At 45.8% G+C, this 15,701-nt stretch carries 20 protein-coding genes; 13 read left to right on the top strand and 7 right to left on the bottom strand.

Going from position 1 to position 15,701, the window contains the following annotated elements; translation table 11 throughout:
- Nucleotides 1-36: 36 nt before the first annotated feature.
- The 9 genes from ACESSO_RS04120 to ACESSO_RS04080 all read left to right on the top strand — a co-directional run bounded on the left by ACESSO_RS04120 (nucleotide 37) and on the right by ACESSO_RS04080 (nucleotide 4,299).
- A complete protein-coding gene (locus ACESSO_RS04120) occupies nucleotides 37-345 on the top strand; it encodes a PTS sugar transporter subunit IIB (RefSeq protein ID WP_373163987.1) in 309 nt (102 codons plus the stop codon).
- Between the two features lie 21 nt (nucleotides 346-366).
- On the top strand, nucleotides 367-684 hold the full coding sequence (locus ACESSO_RS04115; protein WP_373163778.1) for a PTS lactose/cellobiose transporter subunit IIA: 318 nt from the start codon (nucleotides 367-369) through the stop codon (nucleotides 682-684).
- Between the two features lie 113 nt (nucleotides 685-797).
- Nucleotides 798-1,637 carry a Cof-type HAD-IIB family hydrolase gene (locus ACESSO_RS04110; protein WP_373163777.1) on the top strand — a complete coding sequence of 280 codons (840 nt, stop codon included), beginning with the start codon at nucleotides 798-800 and terminating at the stop codon, nucleotides 1,635-1,637.
- Nucleotides 1,638-1,956: 319 nt separating this feature from the next.
- The gene (locus ACESSO_RS04105) at nucleotides 1,957-2,262 is read left to right on the top strand and encodes a tRNA-dihydrouridine synthase (protein WP_373163776.1); all 306 of its coding nucleotides are present in this window, start codon (nucleotides 1,957-1,959) and stop codon (nucleotides 2,260-2,262) included.
- 241 nt (nucleotides 2,263-2,503) lie between these two features.
- Nucleotides 2,504-2,881, top strand: coding sequence for a recombinase family protein (locus ACESSO_RS04100; RefSeq protein ID WP_373163775.1), 378 nt, complete (start codon nucleotides 2,504-2,506; stop codon nucleotides 2,879-2,881).
- Complete coding sequence (locus ACESSO_RS04095) at nucleotides 2,808-3,602, top strand: zinc ribbon domain-containing protein (protein WP_373163774.1); 795 nt, start codon at nucleotides 2,808-2,810, stop codon at nucleotides 3,600-3,602. The genes ACESSO_RS04100 and ACESSO_RS04095 overlap by 74 nt, the downstream gene beginning before the upstream one ends.
- Nucleotides 3,491-3,865, top strand: a complete 375-nt coding sequence (locus ACESSO_RS04090) for a recombinase family protein (RefSeq protein WP_373163986.1) — start codon at nucleotides 3,491-3,493, stop codon at nucleotides 3,863-3,865. Before ACESSO_RS04095 ends, ACESSO_RS04090 begins: the two co-directional genes overlap by 112 nt.
- Complete coding sequence (locus tag ACESSO_RS04085) at nucleotides 3,832-4,005, top strand: zinc ribbon domain-containing protein (RefSeq protein WP_373163985.1); 174 nt, start codon at nucleotides 3,832-3,834, stop codon at nucleotides 4,003-4,005. Before ACESSO_RS04090 ends, ACESSO_RS04085 begins: the two co-directional genes overlap by 34 nt.
- Before the next feature lie 27 nt (nucleotides 4,006-4,032).
- Entirely contained in the window at nucleotides 4,033-4,299 is a 267-nt protein-coding gene (locus ACESSO_RS04080; RefSeq protein WP_373163773.1) for a hypothetical protein, read from the top strand.
- A gap of 469 nt (nucleotides 4,300-4,768) precedes the next feature.
- Here the strand turns inward: ACESSO_RS04080 and ACESSO_RS04075 are convergent, their stop codons facing one another.
- Both ACESSO_RS04075 and ACESSO_RS04070 read right to left on the bottom strand, forming a co-directional pair.
- Nucleotides 4,769-5,011, bottom strand: coding sequence for a hypothetical protein (locus tag ACESSO_RS04075; protein ID WP_373163984.1), 243 nt, complete (start codon nucleotides 5,009-5,011; stop codon nucleotides 4,769-4,771).
- A gap of 141 nt (nucleotides 5,012-5,152) precedes the next feature.
- On the bottom strand, nucleotides 5,153-5,359 hold the full coding sequence (locus ACESSO_RS04070) for a hypothetical protein (RefSeq protein ID WP_373163772.1): 207 nt from the start codon (nucleotides 5,357-5,359) through the stop codon (nucleotides 5,153-5,155).
- A 345-nt stretch (nucleotides 5,360-5,704) separates the two neighbouring features.
- Here ACESSO_RS04070 and ACESSO_RS04065 point away from each other — a divergent pair, with 345 nt between their 5' ends.
- The 3 genes from ACESSO_RS04065 (at nucleotide 5,705) to ACESSO_RS04055 (ending at nucleotide 8,214) form a co-directional block, all read left to right on the top strand.
- The gene (locus ACESSO_RS04065) at nucleotides 5,705-6,289 is read left to right on the top strand and encodes a Crp/Fnr family transcriptional regulator (RefSeq protein ID WP_373163771.1); all 585 of its coding nucleotides are present in this window, start codon (nucleotides 5,705-5,707) and stop codon (nucleotides 6,287-6,289) included.
- 414 nt (nucleotides 6,290-6,703) lie between these two features.
- Complete coding sequence (locus ACESSO_RS04060; protein ID WP_373163770.1) at nucleotides 6,704-7,861, top strand: S-layer homology domain-containing protein; 1,158 nt, start codon at nucleotides 6,704-6,706, stop codon at nucleotides 7,859-7,861.
- A 200-nt stretch (nucleotides 7,862-8,061) separates the two neighbouring features.
- Complete coding sequence (locus ACESSO_RS04055) at nucleotides 8,062-8,214, top strand: hypothetical protein (protein ID WP_373163769.1); 153 nt, start codon at nucleotides 8,062-8,064, stop codon at nucleotides 8,212-8,214.
- Between the two features lie 348 nt (nucleotides 8,215-8,562).
- On the opposite strand, the gene ACESSO_RS04050 is transcribed toward ACESSO_RS04055, so the two are convergent.
- The 5 genes from ACESSO_RS04050 to ACESSO_RS04030 all read right to left on the bottom strand — a co-directional run bounded on the left by ACESSO_RS04050 (nucleotide 8,563) and on the right by ACESSO_RS04030 (nucleotide 14,253).
- Nucleotides 8,563-9,993 carry a 6-phospho-beta-glucosidase gene (locus ACESSO_RS04050; RefSeq protein ID WP_373163768.1) on the bottom strand — a complete coding sequence of 477 codons (1,431 nt, stop codon included), beginning with the start codon at nucleotides 9,991-9,993 and terminating at the stop codon, nucleotides 8,563-8,565.
- A 36-nt stretch (nucleotides 9,994-10,029) separates the two neighbouring features.
- Nucleotides 10,030-11,907: a beta-glucoside-specific PTS transporter subunit IIABC gene (locus ACESSO_RS04045; RefSeq protein ID WP_373163767.1), complete on the bottom strand. Its 1,878-nt coding sequence runs from the start codon at nucleotides 11,905-11,907 to the stop codon at nucleotides 10,030-10,032.
- A 52-nt stretch (nucleotides 11,908-11,959) separates the two neighbouring features.
- The gene (gene licT / locus ACESSO_RS04040; RefSeq protein WP_373163766.1) at nucleotides 11,960-12,856 is read right to left on the bottom strand and encodes a BglG family transcription antiterminator LicT; all 897 of its coding nucleotides are present in this window, start codon (nucleotides 12,854-12,856) and stop codon (nucleotides 11,960-11,962) included.
- A 274-nt stretch (nucleotides 12,857-13,130) separates the two neighbouring features.
- Complete coding sequence (locus tag ACESSO_RS04035) at nucleotides 13,131-13,307, bottom strand: hypothetical protein (RefSeq protein WP_373163765.1); 177 nt, start codon at nucleotides 13,305-13,307, stop codon at nucleotides 13,131-13,133.
- Between the two features lie 76 nt (nucleotides 13,308-13,383).
- On the bottom strand, nucleotides 13,384-14,253 hold the full coding sequence (locus ACESSO_RS04030) for a helix-turn-helix domain-containing protein (RefSeq protein ID WP_373163764.1): 870 nt from the start codon (nucleotides 14,251-14,253) through the stop codon (nucleotides 13,384-13,386).
- A 183-nt stretch (nucleotides 14,254-14,436) separates the two neighbouring features.
- Here ACESSO_RS04030 and ACESSO_RS04025 point away from each other — a divergent pair, with 183 nt between their 5' ends.
- On the top strand, nucleotides 14,437-15,351 hold the full coding sequence (locus ACESSO_RS04025; protein ID WP_373163763.1) for a sugar phosphate isomerase/epimerase family protein: 915 nt from the start codon (nucleotides 14,437-14,439) through the stop codon (nucleotides 15,349-15,351).
- Nucleotides 15,352-15,701: the final 350 nt, after the last annotated feature.

Genomic DNA, 15,701 nt, shown 5'->3' with positions numbered 1-15,701 from the left:
ATGTATGCCATTGGTTCGCAAGAAAGGAGTATTCTCATGGTAAGAATTTTGTTGGTTTGCTCTGCAGGGATGTCTACAAGTCTGATGGTCAACAAAATGAAGGCCGCAGCCGAACAAAAAGGGATTGAAGCTAAAATTTGGGCAGTTGCAGACGCAGAAGCAGCTGGCGAGATTGGAGAAGCGGACATTATGATGTTGGGACCGCAGATACGTTTTCAGGAAAAGAAAATGAAAGGAATTGCAGGCGATAAGCCGGTTGTCGTAATTGACATGAAGGCATATGGCATGATGAACGGCGCGGCAGTTTTGGATAAAGCATTATCTGTGCTTAACGGCGAAGGCTGAGACACAAGAGGTGATAACGAAATGGAAGAAATGGAAATGATTTGTTTTCAAATCATCTCAGCAGTCGGAGCCGCAAGAGGCAGCTTTGTCGAAGCAATCGACCTAGCTTGCGAAGAAAGATTTGAGGAAGCAGAGCAGAAGCTAAAAGAAGGAAATGAGTTCTTCGTTGAAGGCCATGGCGCACATGCGCAGTTAATTCAACAGGAGGCATCAGGCGAAAAAACAGAAGTGATACTGTTGCTCGTTCATGCGGAAGATCAACTGATGAGCGCAGAGAATTTCAGAATTTTAGCCGAAAAGTTCATTGATTTAAATCGAAAGTTGGCAGGGAAGAAATAAATTTCTGTACAGCAAAAAGCGAAAGGGAGATTGTTGCAGCGGTAATAATCTCCTTTTTTCTTATTTGGAATAAATTATGATAAATTTATGAGTTGAGAGGAAACGATGAGAAGATGCGGCGAATCGTATTTCTTGATGTAGATGGCACATTGGTGCGCGATGACCAGACAATCTCGCCCGCAACCGTGCAGGCTTGCCGGAAAGCGCGGGAAAATGGGCATAAGCTATTTTTGTGTACCGGACGCAGCCGTGCAGAATTGTTTGATAATATCGTGGAGATTGGATTTGATGGATATATTTGTGCAGGAGGTGGCTATGCGGTTGCAGATGGGCAGGTTTTGTTTCACCATAAAGTCAGTCTGAAAGATGTACAGCATGTAGTGGACTTTTGTAACGCAAACGAGATTGATTTTTATTTAGAGAGCAATGGAGGGTTATATGCCAGTTCAAATTGCGTTTCGCATATAATGCAGGCGTTAGGATTACATAATCAGAGTGAAAATCCGTTTACGGCTGCCATGCGGGAAAGACAGAACTTATATCGAGAGGATGTCAATAAAATTTGCTTTTTGCAGTCTGATGTATCATTTGAACGAATTGCCCAAGAATTTGCAGATACTTTTGAGGTAATTCGATGTACGGTACCCTCTTTTGGCGCAGACAGCGGTGAATTAGCAGTGCGTGGTGTGAGCAAAACGTATGCTATAAAACGAATCTTGAATTATCTTGGGGTAAGGCGTGAAGATACCATCGCTATTGGGGATGGTATGAATGATATCGGCATGATTGCGTTTTGCCAAGTTGGAATTGCAATGGGGAATGCAGTCGAAGCACTTCGGTCAGCTGCCGATTTTGTTACCGATACGGTGGTAGAAGATGGATTAGCCAAAGCGTTTGTGAGGTGTGGGTTGATATCAGTGGATGATTTGTCGATACAAGAAGAAAGAAATTGAGTATAAAAAGCCGCTCTTTGGAAGCGGCTTTTTTGCTGATGAGACTTCCGGAAAAAAGTGTAAAAAGCAGAAAATGTGTAGGAAATTGTGTATTGTTGCAGTATTTTTTGATTGTAACCGTGGAGAAGTTTGCAATATGAAACGAGATTTGCCACAATAGAACGGAATTATGCACAACAAGGAGAGATAGCCGTGTTGCAAATCGGCAGCGCAGCCATACCCAATCGTTTGATTCTTGCGCCCATGGCGGGCGTGACCGACTTAGCATTCCGGCGAGCATCCAGCCGCTGCACAGATTTTCGGTTCCGACTCCGATTGCATGGCGTGTGGCGCAGTGCGCGCGCTGGAAGTATTGGGTCGTGATATCATTGATATCAATATGGGTTGTCCTGCACCCAAGATTGTCGGCAATAGGGATGGTTCAGCACTGATGAAAAGCCCTGACCTTGCCGCGCGTATTGTCGAAGCAGTGCGGCGGGCAGTCCCTGTGCCCGTCACGGTCAAGTTTCGTATGGGCTGGGATGCGTTCAGCGTCAACTGTGTGGCGTTTGCGCAGATATGCGAACGGGCAGGCGCAAGTATGATTGCTGTACATTGTCTGGAGGCATATATCCGAAGTATGTAGGCTGTCAAGGATGTCAGGCACCCGCCTGACATCCTCGCCTTTACATAAAAAATATTGTAGTCTGCTGATGGAAGGAGTGTGAATCACATGACAGATAAAATTTGGAATGTGGCTGCCTATACCCGTCCGTCACGGGATGATGGAGACAAATCAGAGAGTGATTCCATCAGCAGTCAGAAGGATATGATTCGTGAGTATCTGCGAGATCGTGCAGATATGGTTATCGTCCATGAGTATGTGAATGATGGAGGACATCAAGGCAAAAAAGGTCAAATGCATTATCTGCAAAGACTTGTCCCGATTTGCCAGAGACTATATCGACTCTGGTCGGTATATCGAGAAGATTTTTCCTTTTATGGGAGTTCGCTTCATTGCAATCAATGACAACTATGACAGCAATGGTGAGCGTTCCCAAACAGATTCTCTGATTGCCCCGTTCAAAAACCTGACTAACGATGCTTACTGCAAGGATATTTCCATGAAGATTTGCAGTCAGCTGGACATCAAGCGGAAAATGGGAGATTGCATGGGAGCATTTGCTGCGTTTGGGTATCGCAAAAGCTCAGAAAACAAAAACAAGCTGGTGGTGGATGAACCGGCACACAGATTGTGGAGCTGATTTTCCGGCTTCGCTTGCAGGGTATGTCCATTGTGGTGACTGCCTGCACACTATGGTTCGTAAGATAATGCCATCCCACGGAAAGAAATATTACTACTGTGTATGTTCTATCCACAAAGTCGGAGAGGGATGTTCCTCTCATTCGTTCAGTGAAGCCAAGCTGAACAAAATCGTATTTGCTCTGGTACAAGACCATATCCGCCAGATTTTTGAGGTGGAGCGGGTTCTGGATTATATTGCATCTTTGCCGGAGCAGCAACGCATGATTTTCAGCTTTGATGCCCAGTTGACCAAGCTGGAGGAGGAAATCAAACGGTTCCAGAATTTGAAGCTCAACCTTTACGGTGATATATCAGATGGCATTATCAGTAAAGAGGAATATCTGGCGTTTCATTCCGGCTATGACCGTAAAATTCAAGCTCGCCAGTGTTCCATACGCAGGCTCCAGGAAGAACGGGAGCAGGCAGTGGAAAGCAATCATAGACGATTGAGATTTGCCGTGAGTATGTGGAGGAACATCCCTATCTACATTTGGCTGATACATACGTTGATAACGGCTGAACAGGCACCAACACCAACCGACAAGAATTTCAGCGTATGTTGGCTGATATTCATGCTGGCAAGATTCGGGCACTGGTCATCAAGGATTTTTCCCGTTTCTCCCGTGACTATATCGAAGCCGGAAACTTGCTGGAGAATGTGTTCCCATTCCATGGGGTGAGATTTATCTCTGTGGCAGATAGCTATGACAGCTTTGAAACAGATGGCTCCGCAGAGAGCCTGTTGATTCCGCTGAAAAATCTCATCAATAGTTTTTACTCCAAGGATATGTCCAAGAAGTATTTACTGCGGTGCATACCAGACAGCTGGCAGGTCAGCACATACCAAGCATCATTCCGCGTTGGTATAAGAAATCGGAAACGGCAGCTAATCCACCGCTTATTTGAGGGATTGTTTACTGTGGTGACTGCGGTTCTCCCATGAGATACCAACGACACAAAAACTCCGCAAAGCCATCTGGTTCTTATTATTGTCTCCGTAAAAGCTATGGAATTTGTCAGTCTTTGCACACTATCTCACAAACAAAGTTGATGGAGGTGGCTTGGAATGTATTGCAAGATTAGGTGAGATACTTCTGCTACTTTGAGCAATTGCTTCAAAAGCTAAATCAGGATGATGTTATTACGAATAGGCAGTCTGATCTGAAAAATGAGATTCAGAGTGTTCTGGTAAAAATCGGGGGACGTCAGTCCAAACGAGAACGATTATATGAAGATTTCACAGATGGTATTCCTTCACCAGAGGAATATAGGCAGATGAAGGAAGAATATGATCAGGAATATCAGTCCTTAAATGCACAGCTGAACCAACTTCAGCACGAGCAGGCAAAACTCAACAAAGCATTATCTAATCATTAGATGGTACATATGCAGCGAAAAAAACTGCCCAGTCAGAATGCCCGAAATCTATTTGCATGGATTCGGCATGAAGCGCAAAGGAGGATTGCGCCGAAAGGTGGAAGGACTAAGCCCTGTTCCAAGGATAAAAGTTATACGGACAGTGGTAGAATACAAGATGATGCATTTGAAGGCGATAGTTCAGGACGCCTTGCTATCTGAATAATGAAAAGAAAATCAACAGTGGATGGGTTGTTTTGAGATCAAACTGCGATGGAGAGTAGGGCTGTCCTGTACCCTTGAGAGTACCCTTTACAGCCTGAAAGCATAAAAACGGGCTGTGTCTAAATGTTTCGGATATCATATCATTTTAAACGAAATGGGATAAGATAACATAAAAAAAGTACATAAGTTCCCGAATTTGGCTCTTCAAATCCCTGACTCTCCACCAGAAATTCGTACTTTTTCATTCGAAAAAGTGCGAATTTTTTTATTTGCAGAAAAATAAACAACTTCTTAAAAACTTGAAAAATAAAATGCTGATTTGTGGCAGAAAATTCGTGTTTGTAGCCACTTTTTCCATGCGTTCTGCGCTGGCTTTCTGCATGGCTTTACTCGTGTGAACATAGGTGCGAAGCGTAAAGGCAGGATCGTAGTGTCCCAGATGTGCCTGCACCGGCCCGTTTTCCAGCGAGATCGTAGCGAACGAGTGGCGCAGAGAGTGGGGGTATATTCGCCCACACCATTTTCGATCAGCGCTTCTGAATGATTAACAAAAAGCCAAATAAAATAGTTTCATTGGCGCAATTGCTGTGCTGAAGAGTACGCTTTTGATAGCAATCAAAACCTTCTTTGAGGATATTGATAGCGGCATTCATCCTGCTTGTAGTTTGTGCAGCAGTTCAATCGCATTGGTACGAACAGCATTTAAAGCGCGGTGAAAATACGAATCGGACAAAACAGCATGATTGCAGAGAAGGTCTTTGATTTGCTTTTCAATTTCGTACAGCGATCGGCCCAAAAGCGCTTCGCGGATCGCGACCTTTGTGCATTCATCAAAGAAATCATTTTGCTGACGCATGCGTTTGCGGAGAAGCGCAGCCTGCTTTTTTGTGGGGGGCAAGGAGTACATATAATTGCGATAAATATTCTTCTCATAAAAGGCCTGCTGGGGATCGGAAATCTTGTGGGGGGCGAATACATGACAAATCCTCCTTTGCTTCTATAGGATTGCATGAAAACAAAAAATACTGTGCAGGTGTGAATGCGTATTGAATATACCTGACAAATCGGGTGTAATAGAAGGGTGAAAGTTAGGAAGTAAAAAAGAATTTTATAAAAACTTGGACAATATTAACAAATGTAAATGTAATGCTTCTAAAACTATTATATAATATACCCATAAAATGGGGAGGAGGGGGAAACATTGACAAAAGAATCGTTTTATACAGAGGTGATGAAGATCACTGATTCCGCATTAGCACAGCAGATGGCGGATTTAACCCAGCAAATACACCTTGCAAAGAAGGAGTTGTTGATTCGCGAAGGGGAGCGGCAAGAACATTTCGTGTTTCTTTTAGAGGGGGTGCTGCGAGGCTTTTTCTTGGATATCAACGGGAGAGAGATAACAGATTGTATTGCGTTTCAATGCGGCACACCGGCTATGTCCACTGTGATATTAAATGAACCTTCTGTCATCAGCGTGGAAGCGGTTACCCCGTGTGAGTTGCTGATGATAGAGGCACAGGCATTGCAAACGCTGTTGCAGCAGCATATAGAACTGGTTTGGATTTATAATGCGTATTTGCAGCAGGCGCTGCAAACACATTGGCAGATTAAAACCATGGTATGTCAGTATACGGCGATGGAACGCTATCAGTGGTTTCTGCGAGCGTATCCGGGCTTGATCGAACAGGTGAACAACAGATATATTGCGTCGTTCCTTGGTATGACGCCGGTGACGCTCAGTAGGCTCAGACGTACGCTGCGGGAAAACGACAGCAAGCAGTAGGCGCGTCAATAGGTTTGCAATCTGCTGAAAAGCAGTATATTTGATAAAGAAGGAGGAAAATTATGTGAAAATATTGAAGAACTTTTAGGTGATGGACCGATTTATGGTGTTACGCTCGGAACAGGATTTGAAAAGAGACAGTATTACCTGCAACTGCACGATGCAAACGGCAATGCTTTTATCGCGGCGGCAAAACTGCTAATTTTGAAGTAACGAAAAAACAGGAATATTCATCTGACGCGCCTCCTGCAGAAACCGAACCAGAAGTAACGGTGGAAGAATCTGCGCTTACAGCATCTGTTTCAGCTGACATTTCTTTGGAAGATCAGTCGGCGGTTCGGGCGCAAAGGTCACGGCTGCAAGCGATTGTTATGAAACAGCAGTTCGAAAGGCACAAAATTAGGAGGAAACATAATGAAAAAAATGATATCAGCTGCTTTGTTATCTCTTTATATAGTGCTGACCATGGTTCCAATGGCGTGTGCAGCAGGTGCGTCAGGATCATGGTATGATGGAATGATACAAAATAAAACATATCGACAATATATGAATAGTGATGGTTTGGGATCATGGCGAGAGGCTCCTAGTTCATATTGTCTCATTGATATAGACCAAAACGGAATTCCTGAACTGCTCTTAAGAAGCGATGAGGATAGTCCGTTTTCACGCATTCTTGTGTTCTCATATGATGAAAGCCGAAATGACCCGACGTTTGCAGGAGAACTATACCTATATGGTTTTCCTCGGTATTCAGAACAGCATCGTGCACTCGTATGTATATACCCAAGACCAAATCAATTTTATAATTTTGGCACGTTTTATACGCTTGCCAGTCATAAATTAGATGAAATGGTACAGGTTGGTTGGTCTGATGGGCGGACAGGGAGCGAATACTACAAAATTATTGCCAAACAGGAAATTGATATAACAGAGTCTGAATATAACGAATATTATGATGATGTTTCTGGAAATCTTGAATTTTCGGATTTGACAAGGTACTTTGAGTTGCCTTTTACAGATGTGGCGACAAGCGCACCCTATTACTCTGATATTGAACTCTTATATCAAGACAATATCATTTCTGGTACAAGCGAAACAACTTTTAGTCCTAATCAATCTATCACGCGCGGAATGATTGTAACGCTTCTTTATCGATTAGAAGGGAAACCGGCGGTGAACATAGCCACATCTGATTTTTCAGATGTGCCAGAGGAAGCATATTTTGCAAATGCCGTAGTTTGGGCAGAGCAGCATCGGTATGTATCAGGATATGGGAATGGAGCATTTGGTCCAAATGATCCGATTACTCGTGAACAGTTAGCAGCTATTTTGCAGCGATATTGCATTGATAAAGAGTATCTCCGTGCGGACATTGGATACGACAGTCTCCTTCGTATGTCTGATGCAAATCAGGTTAGCACATACGCAATAGAAGGCGTTTCATGGGCGATCGCATATGATCTCATTCCTGAAATACGAGACTCGGTTTTTGCGCCACAGCAGAATGCTACTCGTGCGCAAGCGGCAGTTGCACTGGCAGGTATTTATCGAGAAAAACTGTCTGAAGATTGAATGATGCATGCGGTCAGCCTACACTGCCGGAGACGTTGCCGCGACTATTTTGCTCATAATAGAGTTGGCATAGGTGGCGTGGCAGACTGCCGATATGATCGGTGACGGCAAGGACGAGCTGGTCTGCCAACATATCCTGGAATTTTCCGGTCGACCTGTTCACCTATCGCGGCGCAGTTATCAGAACGCGTTAGGGGGAGTTGAGCGGACAGCAGCAGGAGGAAATGACGGTGACCAGCCGGGAGGGCGGCCTGATGGGTGGAGATGCAGCTCTGGCGCCGTATGTTCGAAGCATAACCGTAAGCATAACAGAACGCAATATGACCAGTGATCTGGCAATACGTACCCTTTAAAAAGCGTTGGATTAGCAGCCGAAGATGCAAGATGGATTGCTTCGATACTCCCGACGGAATATGGCGGGGTACTCCCGGCGCTAACAGCTGCCGGCAGCGCAATGCTCTTTTCTATGATCCAGACAGCGCTGGAAAACCAACTGGATCCGTACCGCTATCTAACCTGACTGCTGAAAACAGCCAACGGTATTGAGCTGACCTATCCTAAAACACGCCAGAGTCTCCTGTCTCGGGAGGCACCGGATGCGTGCAAAGTAAAAATAACCAAAACATCCCGGCTCCGAAAATCATTTCAGAGCCGGGATGTTTATATGCTGTTAGGTTTGACGGTTCCGCTGTTGCAATAACTTACAGCTGTTCCCCGTTTGTCTCAATCACATGCTTGTACCATGCAAAAGATTTTTTGCGATAACGCGCACCCGTTCCGGTGCCATCATCGTTCAAATCTACATAAATAAATCCATATCGTTTGCGCAGTTCTCCTGTTGTAAAAGATACCACGTCAATACAACCCCAAGGGGTATATCCCATCAGGTCTACGCCATCCAGTTCAACCGCTTTTTTCATCTCTTGAATATGTGCTTTCAAATAGTCAATGCGGTAGCTGTCGTCACAGGTATGGTCGGGCTGCAACTCGTCAATCGCACCAAATCCATTTTCTACAATAAACAGTGGTAATTCATAGCGTTCATACAGCGTTGTCAAGGAATAACGCAGACCTACAGGGTCAATTTGCCAACCCCAATCGGAAGCTTTGACATAGGGGTTAGGGACCGAATGGGCATTGCCGCCGCTCAGTCCTGCGTTTTTCTGATCGACATCGGCTTTTACCGCATTGGACATATAATAACTGAAGCCCAAATAGTCCACTTTGCCTTTGGCAAGTATTTCTTCATCTTGCGGTTCCATCACCGGAGCGGTTCCCTCACGCTCCCATTCTTTTTTTGCAAAGGCAGAATAATGTCCGCGACAATGCACATCTGCATAATAGAAACGTTCGTGCATGGATTCCACGGCTATCATCACATCGTCCGGATTGCAGGAATACGGATAGAAAGGTACAAACGAACACATGCAGCCGATTTGGAATTGTGGGTTAATCTCATGTCCCTTCTGCACGGTCAGCGCTGAGGCAACCAGTTCATGGTGCACTGCCTGATACAACGCTTTTTTGGGGTTTTCAAATTGAGAAAATCGAATACCAGAGTTTGTCCAACCAAAAATATCATTGGTTGTATTGTGTTGATTGTTGATTTCGTTGAAGGTCATCCAATACTTAACCTTATGTTTATACCGCTCCATTACGGCCACAGCATATCGCACAAAGAAATCAATCAGCTTACGATTGACCCATCCGCCGTATTCTTTTGCCAAATAATACGGCATTTCAAAATGACTGAGTGTGACAACGGGCTCAATGCCATATTTCAACAGCTCATCAAACATATCATCATAGAACTGTAAGCCAGCTTCATTGGGCTCGGTTTCATCTCCGTTCGGAAAGATGCGGCTCCAGGAAATCGACGTACGGAAGCACTTGAAACCAAGTTCGGCAAAAAGCGCGATATCCTGCTTATAGGTATGGTAAAAATCAATTCCGTTATGATTGGGATATCGTTCGCCCGCAATAACACCATCGGTAATCCGGCGCGGTACATCACGCGTCCCTGCCGTCATCACATCACTGACACTGGGGCCGCGTCCGCCTTCCTGCCAACCGCCTTCTAACTGGTGTGCAGCAACGGCACCACCCCATAAAAAATTCTCAGGTAAGCTCATATTCTATGTTCCTCCTTGCCAATATCCTGTATGGTTTTACTTGTGTACCTTCATCAATGGTGCACCGGCATGAATCGTGCCTGACTGCTGCTGTATTTCGATCTCAGACATATCGTCTGCATTTGTGATCAAAATCGGCGTAACAATATCAAATTGCTGGGAAATTTCATCATTGTCAAACTCAATTAATAAATCGCCGGTTTTTACTGCATCGCCAGCTTTCACTTTGGCAGTAAAATGTTTTCCGCCTAAGTTTACGGTTTCCAGTCCAATATGAATCAATAACTCTACGCCATCTGCATTCTCCAGACCGATTGCATGTTTTGTTTCAAAAATAGAAGTAATCTTGCCATCAAACGGTGCATACAGCTTGCCATCCGTGGGTACAATCGCGATTCCTTGGCCCAAGATGCCGCCTGAAAAAGTCGGGTCGCTGACTTCGGACAGCGGTTTGATCTCTCCGTTAAGCGGTGCGTAGATTTCACAAGTTGCAGTTTCGGTGAGCGCAGGCATTTTGTTTACAGATTGTGCTTCTTCGTCTGCCGGCTCGGTTTTTTCGTCACAGCCAACCACCTGAATTAAAACAATGGTAATCACGATGGTTGCGGCCACACCAATCAGCATGCCGATAAACGAGTTAGGGTTTTCATTGCTGATGGCATTTACTGTGGTGAGCAAACCGGGAAGGCCTGCATAAACATAATACATCGAATGGAAAAAGCTGATGATGATTGCACCAATGGCACCGCCAATGCAGCCGCAGATAAAAGGTTTTTTCAAGCGCAGGGTAACACCATAGATAGCGGGTTCTGTGATACCAAAGATGCCGGTCAGACCAGCGGATAGAGACACATTTTTAATATCGCTCTTTTTGGTCTTAAAGAATACGCCAAAGCAGGCTGCTGCCTGTGCAATCACCGCGCAGGTCTGGAACGCCTGGAAAGAATCGCATCCGTTATTTGCAAAATTGGCCAAAACCATTGGAGTAACACCCCAGTGTACGCCAAAAATAACGATAATCTGCCAAATACCGCCGACAATTGCCGCTGCAACAACCGGTACATTGTTTACGAGGAAATTATATCCTACTGCAATGGCATTGGCAAGGCTGTCTGAAATCGGTCCGATAACCAGAATGGTAGCCGGCACCATAATTAACATGCACAAAAACGGCGTTGCCAGTGCTTTGATCACGTCGGGCAGGTGCTTTTCCAGAAAACGCTCCAGATACGACAGAACCAGCACCAAAAACAGAGGCGGCAATACAGTGGAAGTATACGTGGTGGGGGACAGATTAAATATTAAAAACTGAATGGTCTCCCCTTCAGAGATGCGGCTTGCAATGGCAGTCCAATCTGGGTTTACAAGGGCACAACAGCACGCAACCGCAATATAGGTATTGCATTTAAAATGCTTTGCCGCAGTGATTCCGATAAAAATGGGTAAGAATGTGAACGGTGTCCATGACAAGAAACTTAAAACCGAATATGTACCGGTTTGCGCAAATTCTGGTGCAAATTGGTTTATAATGATCAGACATCCCTGAATCAGACCTGCGGCAGCCAAAATATATACAAACGGTGCAAAAACAGCGGACATGGTTGCAACAATTCGGTTTCCAATGCTCTGCTTTACTTCTGCCTGCTGGCTTTGGTCGATGTTTAGTATCTGGATCAGTTCTTGATAGACATCTTTGGCATGTGTGCCAATGACAATCTGGTATTGTCCCCCTTTTTCCATAACCTGAATGACAGCAGGCATAGCGGAAATCTGTTTTGTGACCTCTTTGCTGGGACTTTGCCGCAATACCAGACGCAATCTGGTGGCACAGTGTGCCGCACTAATGATATTTTTTTCTCCTAAGATATCCTTGATATCACGGGCAAGTTTTGCATAATCTCTGACCGGTGCCATAAAAAACCTCCTCTTATTCCTCCACCGAAATGACGCAGCTTGTCAAACTGCCTTACGGCAGCTTGTGGTCGTCGGTTCCTGCTAGCCGAACAATGTGCACAGTTAAAAAAGTAACTTCTTCCGTACCAATATCAAGCTGATAGTTACTTTCTACATATCTTGCAATTTTTTCTGCACATTTCACCTCCCTTGGATAAGTCTGGCACATTGTTTCATATAACAATCCGCCCTGCTGGTCTAACGGTTTGCGTTTCATCACCCGCTGGGCAAAAAATAACAGGTGCGTAACAAAGCGCTGATAGGCAAGAGAATCCTCATCAAACTCTTTTCCTAACAGCAAGCGTACCACGTCCAATGCAAAATGGACGATATCCACAGTCGCCTCAGTATGGGACATATCTCCGTCATACTCTGCGTTAATCAAATGCAGCGCAATAGAGGTTGCTTCATGCTCTGGCAGTTGAATCCCCATACACTCCTCTATAATTTTTAAGGCATATACGCCCACTTCAAACTCTTTTGGGTAAACAGTGCGCAATTCCCAATATAATACGCTGCGAAATTTCAGCCCGCGCCGAAAGCGGTCAATTGCAAAATCAATATGGTCGGTTAGTGTAATGTAAATATTCTTTTTCAGATCATGATCCAGATGCGTTCGCGCATAATCCACAATCTTGGTACTGACGCGAATGGAATCCATTTGTACTTCGACAAATAACTGTCTCAGCCGTGCAGTTGAACTGGCCGTATCCATCCGGAAGATTTTTTCAATCTTCTCTGTCTCTACAGGCTGTCCAACCTTTTGCTTCCATCCTATTCCATTTCCCACAATAATGATTTCCTGACCGTCTTCATCATTGGATGTTATGACATTATTGTTCAGAATCTTTTTGACAACCATTTCCCCACCCCATATAACCGCTTTTTGTGACAAAAAAATACCAAACAATAAATGGTTCTCCCCGATAGGTACGATGTCTGGACACAAAGTACCTTTTAGAGTCCATTATTGTTTGGTATTGCCTGATTCAACAGTAACAAGCCCAATGCTGTTTTTAATTGTTTTTAGTGTAACAAACAGAGTAATATTTGACAAGTATATTTATATCGGTAAGCCGTATTTTCTCTCTTTTGTATATTTCTTCAAAAAGTTATTTGTATACAATGACCACTAGTAAAAATCATATTAAGCAGTTGAATTCTGTCACATCGCAATCTGGTAATCAGCGTGAACCCAAGGCCAACGCTTCTGCACTGCATGGATAGCGGGGCACCTGCCGCGGACGGAGGCGGTGGAGCGCCTGAAAACCGTCGACGTTATTCTGCACGGCGGCGATATCAATAGACTGTGCGGCGATTGAGCGGATCTGCTGCCATACGATCTTTAAGCTGCTTGGCATGTTGCGTGCGCAGGATCATCTTGTTTGGAAATGAAGCAGAAAATGAGGGAAAAGGGGACGGCGGATGACAAACTAACTATACTGGATATTTGCGGAACAGGCCGGGGGAGATACCCACATGCTTCTGAAAGCTGTGGATAAAATTCTCCTCGCTGTTGTAGCCGGTGGCATAGGCGATTTCTCCCACCGTCTGCTCGGTCGATGTCAGCAGATATTTGGCCTTATCGATGCGGCGCAGCACAATATATTCATAGGGCGAATACCCAGTGCGCGCTTTGAACTGTCGTGAAAAATGCGACGGACTCAGGTTTACTGCTGCTGCCACATCCTGCACACCGATCGGCTCAAACAGATGCCGGTTCATAAAGCGAATGGCCTGCGCGATGCGGTCGCTGCCGTCCGAGGTGCGTTCTCCTTCGCCCAGCAGCAGGAGACATAACAGCCGATGAATCAGCTGCGAGCAGGCCGCCTCACTCGGACGTTCATCCGCGGCGCAGCCCTCGAGCAGCGTGCCGAACGCTTGTGCTACCGGTGCGACCGCATCCGGCGTAAAGCACTGCCGCCCGCCATGCGCTTGCAGAATGCGCCAGTAAAATGCGCGTACATTCAGACCGTTGAACAGCAGCCAGGTAAATTCCAGTCCGTTCGATGCGGCATACTGGTACGGCTCGCGGCAGTCGAACAGCACGACCTGCCCCGCCGCGGCCAGCACCGGCACACCGGAAAGCGTCAGCTCCATTGCACCGCTCTGGATAAGGAACAGCATGATATTTCGGTTGTGATCGCCCTCCATCGCAATTTCCGAACGATGGCTGAACGAATACCGGCTATCGCAAAAATAATGCCCGCAGCGCGTCGGATAGTAAAAAAGTTCACGTGCTAGCGCAGATGGTGTGAAAAAGTACCGTTCTGATGTTTGGTGGACACCCGCTTCCGGAATGAGCATAGTCCTCACGCTCCTTTTGATTATCGTATCAGACACGCACCAGACCTGCAAGATAAAACAGCAGGATTTCGCAGGTTTTTGGCAAATTGTATCATTGGAAACCGGAAGGTATCGCCGTATAATAAGACCATCAAAAGGGCCCGATCAGAAAACAAACATCATCCAGCAAGGAGGGCATCCTATATGAAAATTGCATTTGACGTGGACGTTTTGGCCAAACAGATGTCCATCAATGATTATGTACATAAGGTAGCCGACTGGGGCTACAAATATATTGAGCAGTCGCCGCATCCGCGCATCAACCCGTTTTATAAGCACCCGCTGTTCTCCAGAGAGTGCGAGGAGGAATACCGCCGCGCGCTGCGCGAGACAGGTGTCGAGATTTCGTCCTTTATTGTGGTCTACCGTTGGTCCGGCCCGACCGAGGAGCAACGTCAGCACGCGGTTGCCAACTGGAAGCGCATGATCGAGATTGCCGTCAATATGGGTGTTCCGGTCATCAACACTGAGTTCTCGGGAGACCCCAACCAGCAGGAAATCTGTAACGGCATGTTCTATAAATCAATGGAGGAACTGCTGCCCATCATCGAGCGTGAAGGCCTGCGTGTTGAAATCCAGTCTCATCCGTACGACTTTTGCGAGCTGAATGACGAGACCTGCGATATTGTCAAGTCCTTCCGCTCTAAGAACCTCGGCTATGTCTATTCGGCATCCCATGGTTTCTTCTATGATCAGGGCAAAGGCGATGTGCGCCACATGCTCAAGTACGCAGGCGACGAGTTAACTCACGTACTGCTCGCGGACACTTGGAACCAGACCAAGGACTGCCGCTACATCCTCAATCCGCCTTGGCTCAACAGCCGCGGCCGCGCAGACGTCACCATTCATCAGCATACCGCCATGGGCGAGGGCGAGGTCGATTTTGACGGCATCTTTGAAACCCTGCGCGACATGGATTTCGCCAACAAGCAGCTGAAGCCTGACGCGCCTAAGGTCGGCGGCGACAACATCATCTGCGTATCCTACTTCGGCTTCCCCGAAAAGATGGATACACAGGCCCCCGAAGCACTCGAACGCATCAAGCGTGAACTGCTGTAAAAGAGGTTTCTTTCCAGCGTTCATTGCGAAAAATGGTGGCTAATTGGTAAAAATGTGACGCATAAGAGCCGGACCTTGGTCCGGCTCTTGATTACTATGCTTGGTGGTATATTTTTCTGCAAAGGTCTGGTCAGAGAGCCAGACTTTTTGCATTTCCGCCTCCTGTATACATACGCAAGAGTACTGCTTAGCTTTTCTGTCAGCCGAGTAACTTTGCATTCAGCCGGGATACCCACAGACAGTCCTCCACCGAAACCCCGAGGGTTTCCGGAAATACCATATCAAATATAACAGACAGATGTTGTGCTGATATGCTATAATACAGGAAAAGAGCGACAGTGCTGCAACAA

Source organism: Agathobaculum sp. Marseille-P7918 (assembly GCF_964248325.1).
GTDB lineage: Bacteria > Bacillota > Clostridia > Oscillospirales > Butyricicoccaceae > Agathobaculum.
The sequence above is the reverse complement of the archived record's forward strand: the minus strand, read 5'-3'. Positions and strand labels throughout refer to the sequence as shown.